At 69.9% G+C, this 17534-nt stretch carries 15 protein-coding genes; 8 read left to right on the top strand and 7 right to left on the bottom strand.

Annotated elements, in window-relative coordinates; all coding sequences use genetic code 11:
• Positions 1 to 52: 52 nt before the first annotated feature.
• The 3 genes from AVP41_RS13700 to AVP41_RS13690 all read right to left on the bottom strand — a co-directional run bounded on the left by AVP41_RS13700 (position 53) and on the right by AVP41_RS13690 (position 4311).
• On the bottom strand, positions 53 to 1180 hold the full coding sequence (locus AVP41_RS13700; protein WP_067165436.1) for a thiamine pyrophosphate-dependent dehydrogenase E1 component subunit alpha: 1128 nt from the start codon (positions 1178 to 1180) through the stop codon (positions 53 to 55).
• Positions 1181 to 1456: 276 nt separating this feature from the next.
• Complete coding sequence (locus AVP41_RS13695; RefSeq protein ID WP_067165433.1) at positions 1457 to 2653, bottom strand: glycoside hydrolase family 1 protein; 1197 nt, start codon at positions 2651 to 2653, stop codon at positions 1457 to 1459.
• Positions 2650 to 4311, bottom strand: a complete 1662-nt coding sequence (locus AVP41_RS13690) for an alpha-amylase family glycosyl hydrolase (RefSeq protein WP_082829227.1) — start codon at positions 4309 to 4311, stop codon at positions 2650 to 2652. Before AVP41_RS13690 ends, AVP41_RS13695 begins: the two co-directional genes overlap by 4 nt.
• Before the next feature lie 206 nt (positions 4312 to 4517).
• Between AVP41_RS13690 and AVP41_RS13685 the strand changes: the two genes are divergently transcribed.
• Genes AVP41_RS13685 through AVP41_RS13660 form a run of 6 tightly spaced genes read left to right on the top strand, consistent with a single transcriptional unit; the run spans position 4518 to position 12292 of the window.
• Complete coding sequence (locus AVP41_RS13685; protein ID WP_067165430.1) at positions 4518 to 5528, top strand: LacI family DNA-binding transcriptional regulator; 1011 nt, start codon at positions 4518 to 4520, stop codon at positions 5526 to 5528.
• 47 nt (positions 5529 to 5575) lie between these two features.
• Positions 5576 to 7273, top strand: coding sequence for an ABC transporter substrate-binding protein (locus AVP41_RS13680; RefSeq protein WP_067165427.1), 1698 nt, complete (start codon positions 5576 to 5578; stop codon positions 7271 to 7273).
• A 3-nt stretch (positions 7274 to 7276) separates the two neighbouring features.
• Positions 7277 to 8263, top strand: coding sequence for an ABC transporter permease (locus AVP41_RS13675; RefSeq protein WP_067165425.1), 987 nt, complete (start codon positions 7277 to 7279; stop codon positions 8261 to 8263).
• 15 nt (positions 8264 to 8278) lie between these two features.
• Complete coding sequence (locus AVP41_RS13670; RefSeq protein ID WP_231902758.1) at positions 8279 to 9262, top strand: ABC transporter permease; 984 nt, start codon at positions 8279 to 8281, stop codon at positions 9260 to 9262.
• Between the two features lies 1 nt (position 9263).
• A complete protein-coding gene (locus tag AVP41_RS13665) occupies positions 9264 to 11003 on the top strand; it encodes an ABC transporter ATP-binding protein (protein WP_067165422.1) in 1740 nt (579 codons plus the stop codon).
• The gene (locus AVP41_RS13660; protein WP_067165419.1) at positions 11000 to 12292 is read left to right on the top strand and encodes a glucoamylase family protein; all 1293 of its coding nucleotides are present in this window, start codon (positions 11000 to 11002) and stop codon (positions 12290 to 12292) included. Before AVP41_RS13665 ends, AVP41_RS13660 begins: the two co-directional genes overlap by 4 nt.
• 52 nt (positions 12293 to 12344) lie before the next feature.
• Here the strand turns inward: AVP41_RS13660 and AVP41_RS13655 are convergent, their stop codons facing one another.
• Both AVP41_RS13655 and AVP41_RS13650 read right to left on the bottom strand, forming a co-directional pair.
• A complete protein-coding gene (locus tag AVP41_RS13655) occupies positions 12345 to 13796 on the bottom strand; it encodes a glycosyltransferase family 39 protein (protein WP_231902757.1) in 1452 nt (483 codons plus the stop codon).
• Positions 13793 to 14872 carry a histidinol-phosphate transaminase gene (locus AVP41_RS13650; protein ID WP_067165409.1) on the bottom strand — a complete coding sequence of 360 codons (1080 nt, stop codon included), beginning with the start codon at positions 14870 to 14872 and terminating at the stop codon, positions 13793 to 13795. Before AVP41_RS13650 ends, AVP41_RS13655 begins: the two co-directional genes overlap by 4 nt.
• A 67-nt stretch (positions 14873 to 14939) precedes the next feature.
• Here AVP41_RS13650 and AVP41_RS13645 point away from each other — a divergent pair, with 67 nt between their 5' ends.
• Positions 14940 to 15335, top strand: a complete 396-nt coding sequence (locus AVP41_RS13645; protein ID WP_067165405.1) for a phage holin family protein — start codon at positions 14940 to 14942, stop codon at positions 15333 to 15335.
• 11 nt (positions 15336 to 15346) lie between these two features.
• Here the strand turns inward: AVP41_RS13645 and AVP41_RS13640 are convergent, their stop codons facing one another.
• Both AVP41_RS13640 and AVP41_RS13635 read right to left on the bottom strand, forming a co-directional pair.
• Positions 15347 to 16645 (bottom strand): hypothetical protein, encoded by a 1299-nt coding sequence (locus AVP41_RS13640; RefSeq protein WP_067165401.1) that lies wholly within the window; start codon positions 16643 to 16645, stop codon positions 15347 to 15349.
• Positions 16642 to 16914, bottom strand: coding sequence for a hypothetical protein (locus AVP41_RS13635; protein ID WP_067165398.1), 273 nt, complete (start codon positions 16912 to 16914; stop codon positions 16642 to 16644). The genes AVP41_RS13640 and AVP41_RS13635 overlap by 4 nt, the downstream gene beginning before the upstream one ends.
• A 115-nt stretch (positions 16915 to 17029) precedes the next feature.
• Between AVP41_RS13635 and AVP41_RS13630 the strand changes: the two genes are divergently transcribed.
• Positions 17030 to 17533: a low molecular weight protein-tyrosine-phosphatase gene (locus tag AVP41_RS13630; RefSeq protein ID WP_442922794.1), complete on the top strand. Its 504-nt coding sequence runs from the start codon at positions 17030 to 17032 to the stop codon at positions 17531 to 17533.
• Position 17534: the final 1 nt, after the last annotated feature.

Genomic DNA, 17534 nt, shown 5'->3' with positions numbered 1-17534 from the left:
GCTCGTTCGGTCTGCGGGGCATCGGTCTGCGTGGGTGCCGCGATCCGGTCCATCAGTTGCCTCCCTCGAACGACGCCTCGTAGTCGGACAGCCACCGACGCTGTTCGTCGATCAGCGGATGCGGCTCGCTGTACACGTGGGCGAACATCACCTCGCGATCGATGTCGCCGAGGGCGTTGGTGCGCGTGCGGATGTCGTCGGCGTAGGCCGCGGCCTCGGCATCGACCTCCGTGAAGAACGTGTCCGCTGCTCCACGAGCCTGGAGATAGGCGCGCATCCGCGCGATGGGGTCGCGCTCCGCCCAGGCCCGCTCCTCGTCGGAGGTGCGGTACTTGGTGGGATCGTCGCTGGTCGTGTGAGCGCCCATGCGATAGGTCAGCGCCTCGATCGCGCGGGGGCCGTCGCCCGCACGCGCCTCGTCGAGCGCGACGCGGCTCACGGCGTAGCTGGCGAGCACGTCGTTCCCGTCGACCTGCACGGAGGGCATGCCGTAGCCGTCGGCGCGGCGGAACAGCGGCGAGCGCGATTGCGTGGTCACCGGCACCGAGATGGCCCAGTGGTTGTTCTGCAGGAAGAAGACCTGGGGAGTGGCGTAGCTCGCGGCGAACACCATCGCCTCGTGCACATCGCCCTGACTCGACGATCCGTCCCCGTAGTAGACGATGACGGCTTCGTCGCGCTCGGGATCACCCGTACCGGAGCGGCCGTCGAAGGCGAGTCCCATGCCGAACCCGGTGGCATGGAGCGTCTGCGACCCGAGCACCAGCGTGTAGATGTGCGTGTTGCCGTTCTTCGGGTCGGTCGGGTCCCATCCGCCGTGGGTGAGGCCACGCATGACGCGGATGATGTCGATCGGATCGACGCCCCGGATGGTGCACACGACATGCTCCCGGTAGGAGGGGAAGAGGTGGTCCTGCGGGCGCGCGGCGCGGGCGGAGCCGACCTGAGCGGCTTCCTGCCCGAAGGACGGCGGCCACAGGGCCAGCTGCCCCTGACGCTGGAGGTTGGTGGCCTGCCGGTCGAATGCGCGCACCACGACCATGTCGCGGTAGAACGTCTCGAGTTCGGCATCGCTCAGGGCCTCGATCAGGGGGAGGTAGCGCTCGGCCTCCGCGGTGGGGGCGAACGTCCCGTCCGCCGCCAGAACGCGCACGAGAGCCGGGTCGTCAGACGGGGTCATACCTCCACGCTAACGCTCCCCCCATGCGCCGGACCGCATGAGATCGACAACGGAAGTGCCGTTTCGCGGTGTCCGCTCCACGACTCGTGCGTGCACCACCCCGGATGGCGAGCGGCGCGCGGGCGGATGCCGTCGGGCGCGCGGCCGCACCCGTGCAGGCTCCCGTGCACAACGGCGGACAGGGCGTGAGGACTCCCGGCGTGTTGCGGCCGCGGTGCGGCGTGTCGCAGCCCGCATCCGCCGTTGTGCACGTCCGCTGATGTGGACGGATCCGGGTCAGGGGGCCGGGAGCACGTTCCGCTGGGCGAGGTCGCCGAGCCAGGCGAGGCTCGGCTTGGGGGTCCGGACGAAGCTCTCCCGATCGACCGCGATCAGCCCGAACGTGGGACGGAAGGAGCCCCACTCGTAGTTGTCGAGCAGCGACCAGTGGAGATAGCCGCGCACGTCGCAGCCGTCGGCGACAGCCGCGGCGAGTCCCTGCAGGGCGCCCGTCGTGTAGTCGATGCGGCGCGCGTCATCGGCGGTCGCCATCCCGTTCTCGGTGACCATCATCGGGATGCCGCCGGTGACATCGCGCGTGTGCCGGAGGGCGTGGCCGAGAGCCTCGGGGTAGTACTCCCATCCCGTGAGGGTGCGCTCGACATCGTCGGGGAAGGGCACCGGGCCATCGGCGCCGATGATCGTCCGCAGATACGACTGCACACCGATGAAGTCGTCGTCCCGGGCCTGCTCGAGGTAGTAGTCCTCGCGCCAGTACCCCCAGTCGTCCCGCTCCTTCTCGAAGCCGGGAACGGCCTGGAACACCTGGTTGGCGACCGACCAACCCGCCTTCACGTGGCCCAGACCGCGGAGCACGTCGACCGAGGCGTGGTGCGCCGCGGCGATCACCTGCGCGACATGCGGCGACGGGCCGGGGAAGTTGACGCCGTTCTCGGTGTCGATCTTCGCCTCGTCCTGATTGACCATCATGTTGGGCTCGTTGATGGTGACGACCCACTCCACGTCGTCGAGGATCGCGGTGGCCGTCTCGGTGTAGCGGCGGAAGCGATCGACCACGTCCGTCGCGTACCAGCCGCCGTCGCGCCCCTGCCAGCGCGGGACGGTGAAGTGGTGGAGGGTGACGATCGGCTCCACCCCGGCGTCGCGACACGTGTCGATCATGCGGCGGTAATGGTCCAGCTGCGCGCGGGAGACGACACCCTTCTCGGGTTCGATGCGCGCCCACTCGATCGAGAACCGGTAGGCCTTCAGGCCCCCCTCCGCGAGCAACGAAATGTCTTCGGGGTAGCGGTGGTACGAGTCCACCGCGTCGCCGGAGGGCTCCTGGACGGTGGTGTTCTCCGAGTACTCGTACTCCCAGTGGCTCGTGTTGACGTTCTGCCCTTCGATCTGGTGGGCCGCCGTGGCGGCGCCCCAGACGAAGCCCTCGGGAGCGGGGACGGTCTCGCCGGAGTACGGGGTCGTGGCGGTCATGCGCTGTTCCTTTCGGTGGAGTCGCGGGCGGTGGAATCGGGATCAGAGGTCGTCTCGGCGCCGTCGTCCACGGGGGCGAGGTCGACGACGGCGCATCCGAAGGGGTCGAGGCGCAGCACTCCGGCGTCGACGCGCGCGCGATGGCCGAGGAGGATCAGCGCGTCGCCGTCGATCGCGACGTCGCGCGGCTCACCCGACGGGTTGAGGGCGACGAGCAAGGAGCCCCTCCGGAAGACGAAGGGCGCACCCGTGCTCTGGACCTCCACGGGCGCCCGGGCGGCGAGGCGGTCATCGGAGCGCCGCAGCGCCACAGCGGCGCGGACGAAGCGGAGGAGCGAGTCACCGTCGGCGAGCTGATCGGCGACAGTCGGCCGCAGCGGATCGGGATCCTGCGGCAAATAACGCGACTCGTGGGCGACGGCCGCCGAGGCAGGCAGCTCCCCCCACGCCATCGGCGTCCGCGAACCGGCGCGCTCGTACGTCGGCCCGAGCGATGAGCCCTCGTGAGACGCGAGTCCCGGCACGTACCGCATGCCGATCTCATCGCCGTAGTAGATCGAGGGCAGCGCCGGCCACGTGAGAGCCAGCAGCAGCGCCGATCGCACCTGATCGGCGGTGCGATCGCCGGCCACGAGCCGGGTGAAATCGTGATTGGCGGTGGGAAGGCCCGGAATGCCGGAACTCCCTGCCGCGGCGATCGCGTCGCGGACGCTCTCCCACGCCGCCACGAAGGTGCCGGCATCGCCTTCGCCGGAGGCATCGGCCCACGCGACGCGGGGCTCCCAGGCCTCGTGCACCGTGCCGGCGCCGTTGTTCCACAGCGACTTGAGCGGGGCGCCGTCGTCGTCTCCGCCGAACTGCAGGAAGAAGTCCACGTCGAACCCGGCGGGGACGGCACGGGCGGGATCGCCCCACTCCGAGATCAGGATGTTGCCGGGGTGACGGGCGTCGAGGCGGGCGCGGACGTCGGCCCACAGGCGGCCGGTCTCCACGTGGCCGGGGTCGTCCTTCACGAGCGAGGCGGCCATGTCGACCCGGAACCCCTGCGCACCACGGTCGTACCAGTGACCGATGATCTCGACGAGGGCGTCCCGGTTGCGGCGCGGCCCGTCGGCGTCGACCGGCTGCCGCCACGGCTCGTTCGGATCGGAGCGGGCGTACCCGAAGTTCAGGCCGGGCTGGAAGTCGAAGAAGTTGGGCTTGTAGAACTGGCCGCGCGCGCCCGTCCCGGGAACGAAGCCGGGCGCGGCGACAGGGCTCCAGACGTATCGGTCGTCGGCCGGATCGTCCGCGGACGACCGGAACCAGTCGTGCTCGTCGGAGGTGTGCCCGGCCACGAGATCGAGCAGCACCGCGATCCCCCGCGCATCGGCCTCGGCGACGAGGCGGTCCCATGCGGCATCCCCGCCGTAGCGCGGATCGATGTGGAGGAAGTCGGCGACGTCGTACCCGGCGTCGCGCATCGGCGAGACGAAGCACGGGTTGATCCACACCGCATCGACGCCGAGCCAGGAGAGGTGGTCGAGCCGTGCCGCGAGGCCGTCGAGGTCGCCCATCCCATCGCCATCGGCGTCGGCGAAGCTCTGCGGGTACACCTGGTAGAGGACGATGCGGTCCAGTCGATCCCTGAGCGTGCCGGGTCGTGCCTGCGTCGCCATCGGTGGCCTCCTGCCGTCGCGCCGTTGCGGTCGTGATTCCGGTGCATCTCTCGCCCGCCTCGACGCCCGGTCTGCGCCAGGGGGCTTGATGTAACCGGTTACCTTCGCTACGGTACCCGATGTATCCGGTTACATCCAGCCGGAGAACAGCATCCGGCAGCCACCCGCCGGGACGGAACACACGACGACGTGGAGGTGACCGGCGCATGACGAAGCCGCAGAGCTCGGGCAAGACGACGATCCGCGACATCGCTCGCGAGGTCGGGGTCTCGGTCGCCACGGTCTCCCGCGTCACCCACGATGACCCGCGTGTCACAGCGGAGACCAAGAAGCGCGTGCAGGAGGCGATCGACCGCCTCGACTACCGCCCCTCAGCGCTGGGCCGTGCGCTCTCGTACCAGCGCACCAACACGCTCGGCATCGTCCTTCCCGGCCTCGGCGGGCCCTACTTCGCGCAGTTGATCGAAGGTGCGGAGTCGGTCGCCGTCGAACGCGGCGTGGTCATCAACGTCCTCGGCACGCACCTGCGCCCCGATGCCGTCGCTGCCGTGCGCCAGCTCGCCGAGCACACCGACGGGCTGCTGATCGCGGGCGGCACCATCCCCGACGACGAACTCCACCGCCTCACCCGTTCCGGACGCGTGGTGCTCGTCGCCGGCTCCGCCGAAGGCATCCCCTCCGTGCGGACCGACGGGCGCCTCGCCGCCGCCGAACTCACCCGGCACCTCATCGAGCACCACGGCCACCGCCGGCTCCGCTTCGTCGGAGAGACCAAGGGCTCCCCCGACCCGATGCAGCGGTACGCCGGGTTCCGAGACGCCCTCGCCGCTCACGGGCTCCCCGAGAGCGGCGAGCCGCTCCACTACGGACTCGACGTCCCCAGCGGCGCCGTCGCCGCCCGCGAACTGCACCGCGGCGGCGATCTGCCCGACGCGCTCGTCTGCGCGAACGACGAGCTGGCACTGGGGCTGCTGGCCACCCTCCCGGGGCTCGGCCACCGCATCCCGTCGGACGTCGCCATCACCGGATTCGACGACACCGCCCTGGCCGAACTCGCCTCTCCGCGCCTGACCACCGTGCACCAGCCCATCGCCGAGTTGGGTGCGCGCGCAGCCGCCGGGGCGCTCGGCGACGACATCGACGACGACACCGTGCTCGCCACCACCCTGATCGTCCGCGAGTCCTGCGGATGCACCGCGCAGGAGGCGACCGACTGACCCCTCCGGGACCACAGTCCCGGCATCCGAGGAACGAGGAGGTTCCGATGAGAAAGCGAACGAGGACGATCGTGAGTGCCGGCGCGCTCCTGACGCTGATCGCCACGTCGGGGTGCGCCAACATCGGGCTCGAGCCGCCGCCCCCCGCAGAAGAGGGGATGATCGCAGAGATCCGGATGCCCTCGGAGGCCAACTCCTCCGTGCAGGGCCTCGTCAACTACAACTACCTGTCCCCCAACGCGACGGTGCAGAACTGGCTGTTCGAGCCGCTCATGATCCGCGATCGGTTCACCTGCGAGGCCGTGCCGTGGCTCGCGACGTCGTACGAGTGGCCCACGACCGACCGCATGATCGTCCACCTGCGGGAGGGCGTGACGTGGAACGACGGCGAGCCGTTCACGGCGAAGGACGTCGTGTACACGTTCGAGGCCGGGAAGGAGTATCCGGCCGCCGACCGCAACGGCGTCTGGGGCGAGTTCTACGGTGCCGCGGCCACCTCGGTGACCGCTCTCGACGACCACACCGTGGAGTTCCAGTTCGACGGTCCCGCCGTGCCCAAGACCGACGACGTGCTCCAGAGCACCAAGATCCTCCCGGCACACATCTACGCCGACAAGGGCGATCCGACCACCTACGTCGACACCGAGGGCGTCGGCACGGGACCGTTCGTGCCCGCCGACTACAACGGCCGCCGGCTCGTGATGACCCGGAACCCCGACTACTGGGACGCCGAGAACCTCAAGATCCAGCAGATCTCACTCGAGGGCCAGTACGACGCCAACTCGGGTGCGCTCAAGATCCGCTCGGGTGCGCTCGACATGTACCGCGGCGACATCCCCAACCCGCCGCGATCGATCGTGTCCGCCGACCCCGAGAACGCGCACTACTTCTTCCCGCCGGACTCCTCCACCGTCATCGCGATCAACAACGAGCGGCCGGTGCTCAGCGATCCCGCCTTCCGCGAGGGCATCGCGTACGCGCTCGACCGCGAGGCGATCAGCGAACGGGCGAGCTACGGGATCATGAAGCCCGCGAGCCAGACGATGCTCCTCCTTCCGTTCCAAGAGGCCGAAGTGCCCGACAAGTGGAAGGGCAAGGAGTACATCCCCTACGACCCCGACGAGGCGAACCGCCTGCTCGACGAGGCCGGGTACGAGAAGAACGCGGACGGCTGGCGCGTGGACGAGAACGGCACGCCGCTGTCCTTCGTCTTCAGCGTCCAGGCGGGATGGATGGACTTCATCGCGATGGCCGACGTCATCGTCCGGAACCTCCGCGCCGTCGGCGTGCAGATCAAGATGGTCGCGACCGACCCGAACGCCGTGGACGGGATGCAGCGCTCGGGCAGCTTCGACATGGTGCTCGACTTCGTGGGAGGCGGCTGCCAGCGCGCCCGCGACCTCGGTTCGCGCCTCGTGTCGTCGCAGATCTCGCACGACAAGGAGCTGCTGCTCAACCGCGCCCGCTTCGACGACCCGGCGGTCGACGAACTCGTGGCGAAGTGGTCCAACACCACCGACGAGGCAGAGGCGAAGAAGCTGCAGGACGAGGTGATCGACGTCTTCATGACCGAGTTCCCCTACATCGCGCTGCAGTACGCGCCGAGCCGGCTCATCTACCGCACCGACAACGCCATCGGGTGGCCGAGCGAGGACAACCCCTACCCCGTCGACCAGCCGCTGCGCTTCGCGACCCAGCTGCGGCCCGCGCCTGGAACGGCCGGCGACGCCTCGAACGGGGAGTGAGCGATGGTCTACTACGTCCGGAAGATCGGCTACTTCCTGCTCACCCTGTGGGCCGCCGTCACGCTGAACTTCATCATTCCGCGGCTGCAGCCCGGCGACCCCGCCGAGATCATGGTGCGCCAGCTCACCGGTCGCGGTGAGGTCGACCCGGCGCAGGTCTCTGCGATCCGCACGATGCTCGGCTACGGGTCGGACAACGTGTTCGTGGCCTACTTCCAGTACCTCGGCCAGATGCTCCAGGGCGACTTCGGCATCTCCTTCACGTACTTCCCGTTCCCCGTGACCGACGTCATCGCCAAGGCGCTGCCGTGGACCCTCGTGCTCGTCGGGCTCACCCAGCTCCTGTCGTTCCTCATCGGAACGCTTCTCGGGGCGATCGCCGCGTGGCGCCGCAACAGCCGCTTCGACGCGACGATCTCGGTCGGATCCACTTTCGTCGGCAATCTGCAGTCGGTGTGGATCGGCCTCATGATCCTGTACGTCTTCGCCTACCAACTGGGCTGGTTCCCGGCCGCGGGAGGGTACGGCTACACCGACGAGGACTTCTCGTGGCTGCACGTCACCGACGTGATCGCCCACGGCTTCCTCCCGGCCCTGACCCTCATGATCACCGCTCCGATCGGGTTCATCCTGTCGATGCGCAACACGATGGTGCAGGTGCTCGGCGAGGACTACATCCGGCTCGGCGCCGCTGCCGGACTCAAGCAGCGCACGCTCGCGCTCGGCTATGCGGCCCGGAACGCCCTGCTCCCCGTCGTCACGAGCTTCGCCCTCTCCCTCGGCGTGCTCATGGGCGGGTCGATCCTCATCGAGACGGTCTTCGACTACCCCGGCATGGGACGGCTGATGGGAGAGGCGACGGCGGCCCGCGACTTCCCGCTCATGCAGGCGATCCTGCTGGCGACCATCGTGATCGTCCTCACGGCGAACTTCATCGTCGACCTCCTCTATCCGCTCATCGACCCGCGCGCACGCAAGGCGAAGGTCTGAAAGGCAGGTGACGACATGACTCCGAACGACATGGATCAGGTTCCCGAGCAGAACGCCTCGATGCCCACGCCCACCCGCCCCACGCGCACCTACCGGCGACGCGTCACGGCCGAGGAGGCCTCCACGCAAGAGGTCGTGGCCGTCGTCCAGCCGCCGCGCTGGTACGCCGTGATCTGGTCGAGCCCGAAGGCGCGGATCGGCATCATCATGCTGACCGTGTTCCTGCTGGTGGCGCTCTTGGCCGACTGGATCTCTCCGCACAGTCCCACCGATGCGAGCTTCGCGCCGGTGCAGGATCCGAGCGCCGACCACTGGCTCGGCACCAACACGCTCGGCTACGACCTGTGGGCGCAGCTCGTGCACGGCACGCGACTCTCCCTCGCGATCGGAGTGCTGGGCGGGCTCGCGACCATCCTGATCGCGCTCGTGATCGGCCTGATCGCGGGCTACACCGAGGGCTCGATCGTGGACGACGGGTTGTCGTTCCTCACGAACCTGGCCCTCGTGGTGCCGGTGCTGCCGCTGATGATGGTCATCGTCGCGTACAGCGAGACCCGCGGGCTCATGCTCCTCGTCTTCGTGGTGGCGATCACGAGCTGGGCGGGAGCGTCGCGGGAGATGAGGTCGCTCATCATCTCCATGCGCAACCGTGACTACGTGACGGCGGCCCGCTTCGGCGGCGACAAGATGTTCCGGATCGTCTTCCGGGAGATCATGCCGAACATGTCCTCGCTCATCGTGTCGGGGTTCATCGGCGCCGCGACCGGCGCCATCGCGGCCGAGGCCGGACTGTCGTTCATGGGCTTCGGCGATCCCAACACCGTGAGCTGGGGGCAGATGCTCGCCCAGGCCGACGCCAACGGCGCCCTCGTCCAGGGCCTGTGGATCTGGCTCGTCGCCCCCGGTCTCATGCTGGCGCTGCTGATGACGTCGCTGACGTTCGTCAACTTCGGCGTCGACATGCTGAGCAACCCGCACCTGCGCGAAGAGGAGAAGTGACATGGACAAGGGCGCCCAGAACACGCTGGCCGATTCCGCCGCGGTGCTGTCGGTGGAGAACCTCTCGGTGCGGTACGAGCCGCGCCTGGGTCCCCCCGTCGAGGCCGTGAAGAACGCGTCGCTCCGCGTCGCCCCCGGCGAGTTCGTCGGGCTCGCCGGGGAGTCCGGGTCGGGGAAGACGACGTTCGCCCAGGCGGTGCTGAAGCTCCTCCGCAGCCCCGGGAAGATCACCGGCGGTGCCATCCGCTGGGGCGACGTCGACGTCACCGACCTCGATGAAGACGCCGTGCGGCCTCTGCGCTGGTCGTATGTGTCGACCGTGTTCCAGTCGAGCATGAACTCCCTGAACCCCGTCGTCCGGGTGCGCAAGGTGTTCGAGGACGTCATCGGCGAGCACAGCGAGAGCGGACACGTCGACCGGCAGGCGGTCCGGCAGCGCGCCGAGGAGCTCTTCGATCTCGTGAGCGTCGACGCGCGCTTTCTCGACATGTTCCCGCACGAGCTCTCCGGCGGGATGCGCCAGCGCGTCAACCTCGCCCTGGCCCTCGCGCTCAACCCGCATCTCGTGCTCTTCGACGAGCCGACGACGGGACTGGACGTCGTGGTGCAGAAGTCGATCCTCGACAAGATCCGCGAGCTGCAGGAACGGGAACGGTTCGGCGCCATCCTCATCACCCACGACATGGGCACGCTCCTGGACTTCTCCGACCGCGTGGCCGTGATGTACGAGGGCGAGATCGTGGAGGACATCGGTGCGGCGGAGGCGGTCACGACGGGCCCCCGCCACCCGTACTCCGTGCATCTCGTCGGCTCCTACGCGGAGCTCCTCGGCGAAGACGTGGACGGGTATCAGGGGGCGGAGCTGGAGGAGCCCGATGCGGTCGCCGACGAAGCCCCCGTGGAGCGTCGCCCCGTGCTCGAGGTCTCCGGACTGCACCGCCGCTTCGAGAAGCGTCGGGGCCTGCGCGTGGAGCACGTCGACGCCGTGAAGGACGTCTCATTCACGCTCCACGAGGGCGAGGTCACGGCCCTGGTCGGTCAGTCCGGCTCGGGCAAATCGACGATCGCGCGGATCCTGACGCGCATCGACCGTCCGACGTCGGGTTCCGTGCTCTACCACCCGCAGAAGAGGGAGGGGCGGCCCACCGCGGAGCCGACCGAGCTCACCGCTCTCCACGGCGCGCTCGCCCGCGAGTACCAGCGCAACGTGCAGTACGTCTTCCAGGATCCCTATGCCGCCCTCAATCCCACCCTCACCGTCGGATATGCGCTCTCGCGTCCCCTCGTCAACTACCTGCACGTCGGGCGACGCGAGGCCATCGAACGGGCGGCGAGCCTCCTGGAGACGGTGGGGCTGACCCCCGCGGGGCGCTATATCGGCCGCCTCCCGCACGAGTTGTCGGGAGGGCAGCGCCAGCGCGTGGTGATCGCCCGGGCGCTGGCGGCGGAGCCTCGGATCGTCATCGCCGACGAGCCGATCGCGAGCCTGGACGTCTCCATCCGCGCCGAGATCCTGGAAGTGCTGCAGTCGCTGGTCGCCGACCACGGTGTCGGGATGCTCTACATCACGCACGATCTCCTGAGCGCGAAGAGCCTCGCGAACCAGGTCATGGTGCTTCGCGGCGGCGAGCTGATCGAGTCCGGCACCGCCGCCGAGGTGATCGACCATCCCCGCGAGGAGTACACCCGTATGCTCCTGGACGCCATCCCCAACCCCTTCGAGAAGAGGACCGCTGCATGACCTCCCCCCGCCTCACCTCCTCCGCGCTCACGCCGATCGTGCCCGAGCTTCCCGAGGACATCCGCCGCCTCACCGAGCAGGAGGTCGACGCGTCGATCCGCTGGCTCTGGGCGCACGCCACCGCCGACGGGCCGGGACAGGGTCTCGTGCTGGACCGCGACGACCTCCCCGGGGTGGCGACCGTCGCCGCCACCGGCTTCGCGCTGGCGGCGTGGTGCGTCGGGGTCGACCGCGGCGTGCTGGAGCGCGACGAGGTGCGCGACCGCGTGCGCGGGACGCTCCGGACGCTCGAGGAGTCGGTGCCGCACCGCAATGGCTTCCTCGCGCACTTCGTCGACGCCGACACCGGCGAGCGTCAGGGACGCTCCGAGTACTCCACGATCGACACCGCCCTCGCCCTCTGCGGGGCGACGGTGGCGAGCGCCTCCTTCGACGATGCCGAGATCGATGCGCGACTGGAGCGGCTCCTCCATCGCATCGACTGGCCCTGGCTCGCCGATGCCCGGGACGGCCGCACGGTCCTCCGGATGGCATGGGTGTCGGATCGGGAGGACGACTACGCCGACGGGGCCGACGCGGCGGGGTTCGTCAGCGCCTGGTCGATGACCGCCGAGCAGCTGACGATGTATCTGCTCGCGGCGGGGCATCCGGACGTGTCGGAGGAACTTGCCCGCGACCTGTGGCGGGGGTTCGACAAGCCGGTCGGAGCTTACGGCGGCCACGAATGCGTCTACGAGCCCGGCGGCACCCTGTTCACCTATCACTTCCCGCTCGCGTTCTACCCGTTCCAGCGCGTCCGCGACCTGGACGGCCGCGATTGGTGGGCCAACGCGCGCGAGGCGTCGTTGGCATCGCGGGCGTGGTGTGCCGACCACGCGGACCGGTGGAAGACCTATGCGGCGGGCCTGTGGGGACCGGCCGCGGGCCTCGGTCCGCACGGCTATGTCGTCAACGGCGCGCGTCCGTCGGCTCGCGAACCGCATGCCGACGGGACGATTCCGCCGGTGTCCCTGTTCGGTGCCTTGCCGCTGGCCCCCGACGAGGTCGCTCCCGCCCTACGCGTACTGCGCGACGAGCACCCCGGCGCGTGGAACGAGTGGGGCGCGACCGACGGGGTGAACCTCGAGGGCGACGAGCCCTGGTACGCCGCACCCCGGTATGGACTCAACAAGGGCGCCACCGCTCTCCTCGGCGCTGCCGCCCTCGGATCCACCTTGGTCTGGGACGCCTTCGCGGCGCACCCGTGGATCGCGCGCGGGGCGGGCAAGCTCGGCTTCACCCCCGCCTGAGCACGGTCGTCCGCTCGCCGCGATGTCCGTCAGCTCGCCGCGCCTGATCGGCTCAGCGAGGGTCACCCCGGCGCCACTCGGCCACCTCGAGACCACCGACATCCCACGCCGAGGCCAGAGCGTAACCGTGCTCGGCCAACTGGTGCGCGAACACCGACCCGTCTCTGGTCACGACCCAGATGTCGGCACCGACAGCGACTTCGGTGAACTTCGGCTCGACGAGGGCATCCGAGTAGGTGCCGGTGGCGACATAGCCCTCTGCGAAGGCGATGTCCCGAAGACCTGCGAAAGCGTGCGGGTAGGCCGCGATAGCAACGCGTGGTCGGGTTCCCGCGGGGCCCGCAGCCTCCAACAGGAGCCCGTCGCCCGGTCGGGCATGCGCCGCGATGAAGGATGACGTGGCGCGCAGGTCGATGGCCCCGGGTTTCGCGGTCGGCAGCCGCGATGCGACGACATGCGGCACGGCGAGCACACAGACGAGCGCACACGCGGCGATCACCACCCCGCGCCGAGCATCCCTGACGAGCGAGCCGCCCCAGAGCGCGAGCGCCGGGGCAGATACGGTCAGGTAGCGCGGCGTGAAGACCGGCGCGCCCGCGAGCGACATCGCCACCAGCACCGCCCCCGGCAGACACAGCCAGACGAGGAGCGCGACGACGGGACGCGACAGCGTGAGCCGCCACCCCGCGCGCACGGCGATCGCGCACAGGAGCACCCACCCGATCAGCACCCAGAACGCGGAGCCGAACATCGGCTCGACCCACACGGTGTACGGGTTCACGTCCTGCGCAGCCAACCACGCGACCTGGCCCCGCTGCGGGATCATCGTCAGCATCAGAGGCACAGCGAGCAATCCGGGGATGACGAGCACGGCTGAAGCCCGGAGGACGCGCGTGCGCCACGGCACATCGGTGTCGTCCGCGAGCAGCGCAAGCGCGGGAAGCACGAACAGGGCATACGCGAACATCCACACCGCCGCGGTGGCGGCGCCCGCGACAGCCACCCACCGTGCCCAGCCTCGGCGCTCTCGTGCCGAGGCCACCCAGACGGCGGCGACGACCAGCAGGGCCGTTGCCATCGCGTACGAGCGCGCCTCGACGCCTTGCGTCGTGATCCTCGGGAGGACGACGAAGATCACTGCCGCCAGAACGCCCGCGGCCGTCCCGAACCACCGGCGCCCAAGATGCCACACGCCGGTCGCCGCCACGGCGACGGCGAGCGCCGAGGGGAGCCGCACCGAGAACTCGGACTCTCCGAAGACGTGGATCCACCCGTGCATGAAGAACGCGTACAACCCATGAACGGCATCGCGCTGCCGCACGAATCCGACGAACTCCGGCAGGGGCAGCCGCGCCAGCTGAAGTGTGGCGGCCTCGTCATACCAGAACGAGGGCACCCAGGACCAGGCCATCGTGATGACCAACGCCGCGGCGAACACGAAGAGCGGTGTCCATCCGCCGCCGGCGATCAACGACGCGACGCGCCGCCGAGCTTCGCGTGTCAACTCGTCGTGGGCCGCGACACGGTCGCGGCGGCGACCTCCACCACGCGATCGAGGGACTCCTCCTCGCCCACCGAGATGCGCACGCCGTCGCCGGCGAACGGGCGGACGATCAGTCCCGCCTCCTCGAACGCCGCAGCGACATCGAGAGCGCGATCCCCGGCCGGAAGCCACACGAAGTTCCCCTGCGCCTGCGGCACCTGCCACCCGGTCTCGCGGAGTCGGGCGGCGAGGCGATCACGGCGGTCGGTGATGACACGCACGCGCTCACGGAGCTCCTCTTCGGCGGCGAGGCTCGCCAACGCCGCTTCCTCGGCGGCGGCCGTGACCGACAGGGGGATGCCTGTCGAGCGAGCGGCATCGAGGATGCGGGGGTGACCGACGGCGTATCCGATCCGCAGGCCGGCCAGGCCGTACGCCTTCGAGAACGTCCGCAGGAGCACGACGTTCTCCCGGCCGGACGACAGCACCCGTCGTCCGTCGACGGCATCGGGATCGGTGACGAACTCGGCGTAGGCCTCGTCGAGGATCACGAGCAGGTCGCGCGGCACCGCCTCGACGAACCGGTCGAACTCCGCCTGCGTGACGACGGGCCCGGTCGGGTTGTTCGGGCTGCACACGATCGTGACCCGGGTGCGGTCGGTGACGGCCCGCGCCATCGCCTCCAGGTCGTGACGACCGTCGGGTGCATTCGGCACGGCGACCGTCGTCGCCCCGGCAACGGCGGCGAGTCCCGGATAGGCCTCGAAGGAGCGCCAGGAGTAGAGCACCTCGTCGCCCGGCCCGCTCGTGGCCTGCGTGAGCTGGTAGAGGATCGACACCGATCCCGCCGCGACGTGCACCGCGTCGTCGCCGACCCCGAATCGCTCCGCCAGGCGCGCGCGCAGGCGCGGCGAGGACGCATCGGGGTAGCGGTTCACCCCGGTGGCGGACTGCATCGCGGCGACGACGCTCGGGAGCGGATCGAAGGGGTTCTCGTTGCTCGACAGCTTGAAGGCGTCGACACCGGCTTGCCGCCCCTGCCGATAGGCGGGAAGCGCGGCGATCTCGGGACGGAGGCGGACGGGCAGGTCGGTCACGCGTCGAGTCTACGGATGCCGCCCGGGTCGATTCCTCCGACGGCCGCAACGTGGGAGACTGCCGCCTATGAGGTTCCTCGTCCGCGTCGTCATCAACGCCTTTGCGATCTGGGTCGTCACCCTGCTCGCCGGGCTCCGCGTCACCGTCATCCCCTTCGCCCCCGGCGAGACGCTGCAACTGGTGCTCACGCTGCTGGCGGTGGCAGCCGTGTTCGCGATCGTCAACACCGTGATCGGCACGGTGATCAAGATCGTCGCCTTCCCGCTCTACATCCTCACTCTCGGTCTCATCTCGCTGCTCATCAACGGCCTCCTGCTGTGGATCACGGCGTGGGCGACGCACTGGTGGAACTGGGGCCTCCGGGTGGAGGACTTCTGGCTGGGCGTCGTCGCAGCGCTCGTGATCTCGGTCATCAACTGGATCTTCGGCATCATCCTGCGCCCCCAGCTCAAGCGCCGCTGACCGGTCACTCCTCACCGCGCCGGCGCCGGGGGCTGCGGCGAAGGTCCGGGTCGCGGCGACGGTGACCGCGCGCGATCCCGCTCCGCCCCGTAGACGATCGCGACGCCCGCGCTCGCGCCTCCGAAGGTGAACAGCTCGCGCTGCAGGTCGGCGAGCCGCGGGTCGCCCGAGGCGTCGGCGAGCGCGGCCGTCTCGCGGTACACCTCCATCTGGTGGACGCCGAGCGCGAGGTCGGTGAGCCGAGGCTCCGGATCGGCGACGCGCTCGATCACGAGACTCTGCGCCGATCCCGCTGCGGAGGGCCAGCCACCGTCGGCGAGCGCCACCACCGGATCGTCGGGATGGCGAACCGTGACCTGCAACACGTCGGGGGGAGCGAGGACGGCGACGGGACTCGCGAACGTGACGAGCGATCCGACGTCGAACTCGTTCCGGCGCGCCAACTGCGACGCGATCATCGCCCCTTGGGAGTGCCCTACGAAGTGCACGCGATCGCCCGAGCGGGCGCCCGCCGCCGCCAAGGCGCGTTCGACCGCATCGGAGGAGGAGGAAGCCCGCCCCTCATAGAGCTCGAGGTTGGACTGCATGTCCCAGGGGTCGGCCCCGTCGCCGAACGACTGCATGCCCGCGATGTAGACGACGTACTCGTGCACCGGGTCCGGACCGGCCGTGGTGTACACCTCGACGCGCACCCTGCCCTCGCCCTGCCCCGGCACGCGCTCTGCGAGATCGGCGAGCGCGCGGGGCGGCTCCACCTGCCGACGGGCGAGCTCGGTGACCACCGTGGGCGCCGGGGCTCCGTGAAGAAGCGGGTCGCCGCGGCCGACCACGCCGTGATCGACTGCCGTGATCCCCTGGATGAGCCTTCCGACCACGAGCATCATCGGAATGACCGGCGCCATCGCACCCCGGAGCTGGTTCTCCACTTCGCGATGGCGCTCGTCGTACCACTGCGTGACCAGTCCGTGCGCACGCGCCACGACGGCCGGGTCGACGCCGAGGAGAGCGATCCGCGTCGCGGGCGAGTCCCAGCCGAGAGCCACCGACCGCTCGACGACCTCGTACAGCTCTGCCCGGTCGCGGAGCGCGCTCGTGAGCGCGTCGACCCGATCGCGCGCCCGTTCCACGCCTCCCGCCGGCGACGGCTCCAGATGACCCGCGCGCGCCGACTGCCCACTCAGCACCCATAACCGCGACGCGAGGGCGTCGAGTTTGCCCGCCACGACACTCAGGCGCGCGGCGGCATGGCGGAGGGTGCCGGTATCGACCGCGACGAACCCGCCCGAGCGGATGTCGACCTCGTCGTTCACCGTGCCGCCCCCTCGTGGCCCGGTTCCGCGGCCAGACGCAACGCGGCGGACCGGCGCTCGAGCGCCTCGCTCCACGCATCGAGGCCGACGGCGGCCCGACCCAGGTCTTCGCGCCACTCCGACAACGCCTCACGGAACGTGTCGGCGGCTCGGCACCGCCAGTTCATCGCCTCCATCAACGACGGCACGCCGTCGATGATCGAGAGGAGATCGACCGCCACTTGCTGCACGCCCTGGCGGACATCGAGGAGGGCGTCGGGATCGTTCATTCCTCGATCCTGCGACGCGGGAAGGACGGGGAAACGCCCCACGGACACGGCCGTGGATGCCCACGGCCCGATCGCGCCCTGTGCAGAATGCGACGACTCGCGCACAATAGGGGTCGTGGCTTCCCGCGTCGACCCCTTCCGCGTGGTCTTCGTCTGCACGGGCAACATCTGCCGATCACCGATGGCGGAGGTCGTGTTCCGCTGGTTCGCCGACCAGGCGGGCCTCGGTGACCGCGTGGTCTCCACGAGCGCCGGCACGGGCGACTGGCACGTCGGCGAGCGCGCGGATGCGCGCACGATCGATGCGCTCGCGGGGCGCGGCTACGACGGCTCGCGGCATCGGGCCCGTCAGTTCGTGCAGGCCGATTTCGACCGCCACGACCTCATCGTCGCGCTCGATCGTTCGCACGAGCGCATCCTCGCCGGGTGGGCGCGCACGCCCGGCGACACCGACAAGCTCGCCCTGCTGCTGTCGTTCGACCCGAACGCGGGCGGCAACCTCGACGTGCCCGATCCGTACTACGCCGGCCCTCCGATGTTCGACGAGGTGCTCGGTATGATCGAGAGTGCGAGCCGGGCGCTCTTCCGGCAGCTCGAACCCGCCATCCGCCCCGCGTAGC

Origin of the sequence: Microbacterium sp. TNHR37B, from assembly GCF_001620065.1 — a bacterium.
Taxonomy (GTDB): Bacteria; Actinomycetota; Actinomycetes; order Actinomycetales; family Microbacteriaceae; genus Microbacterium.
Note: the sequence above shows the minus strand (reverse complement) of the source record. Positions and strands in the feature narration are given on the sequence as shown.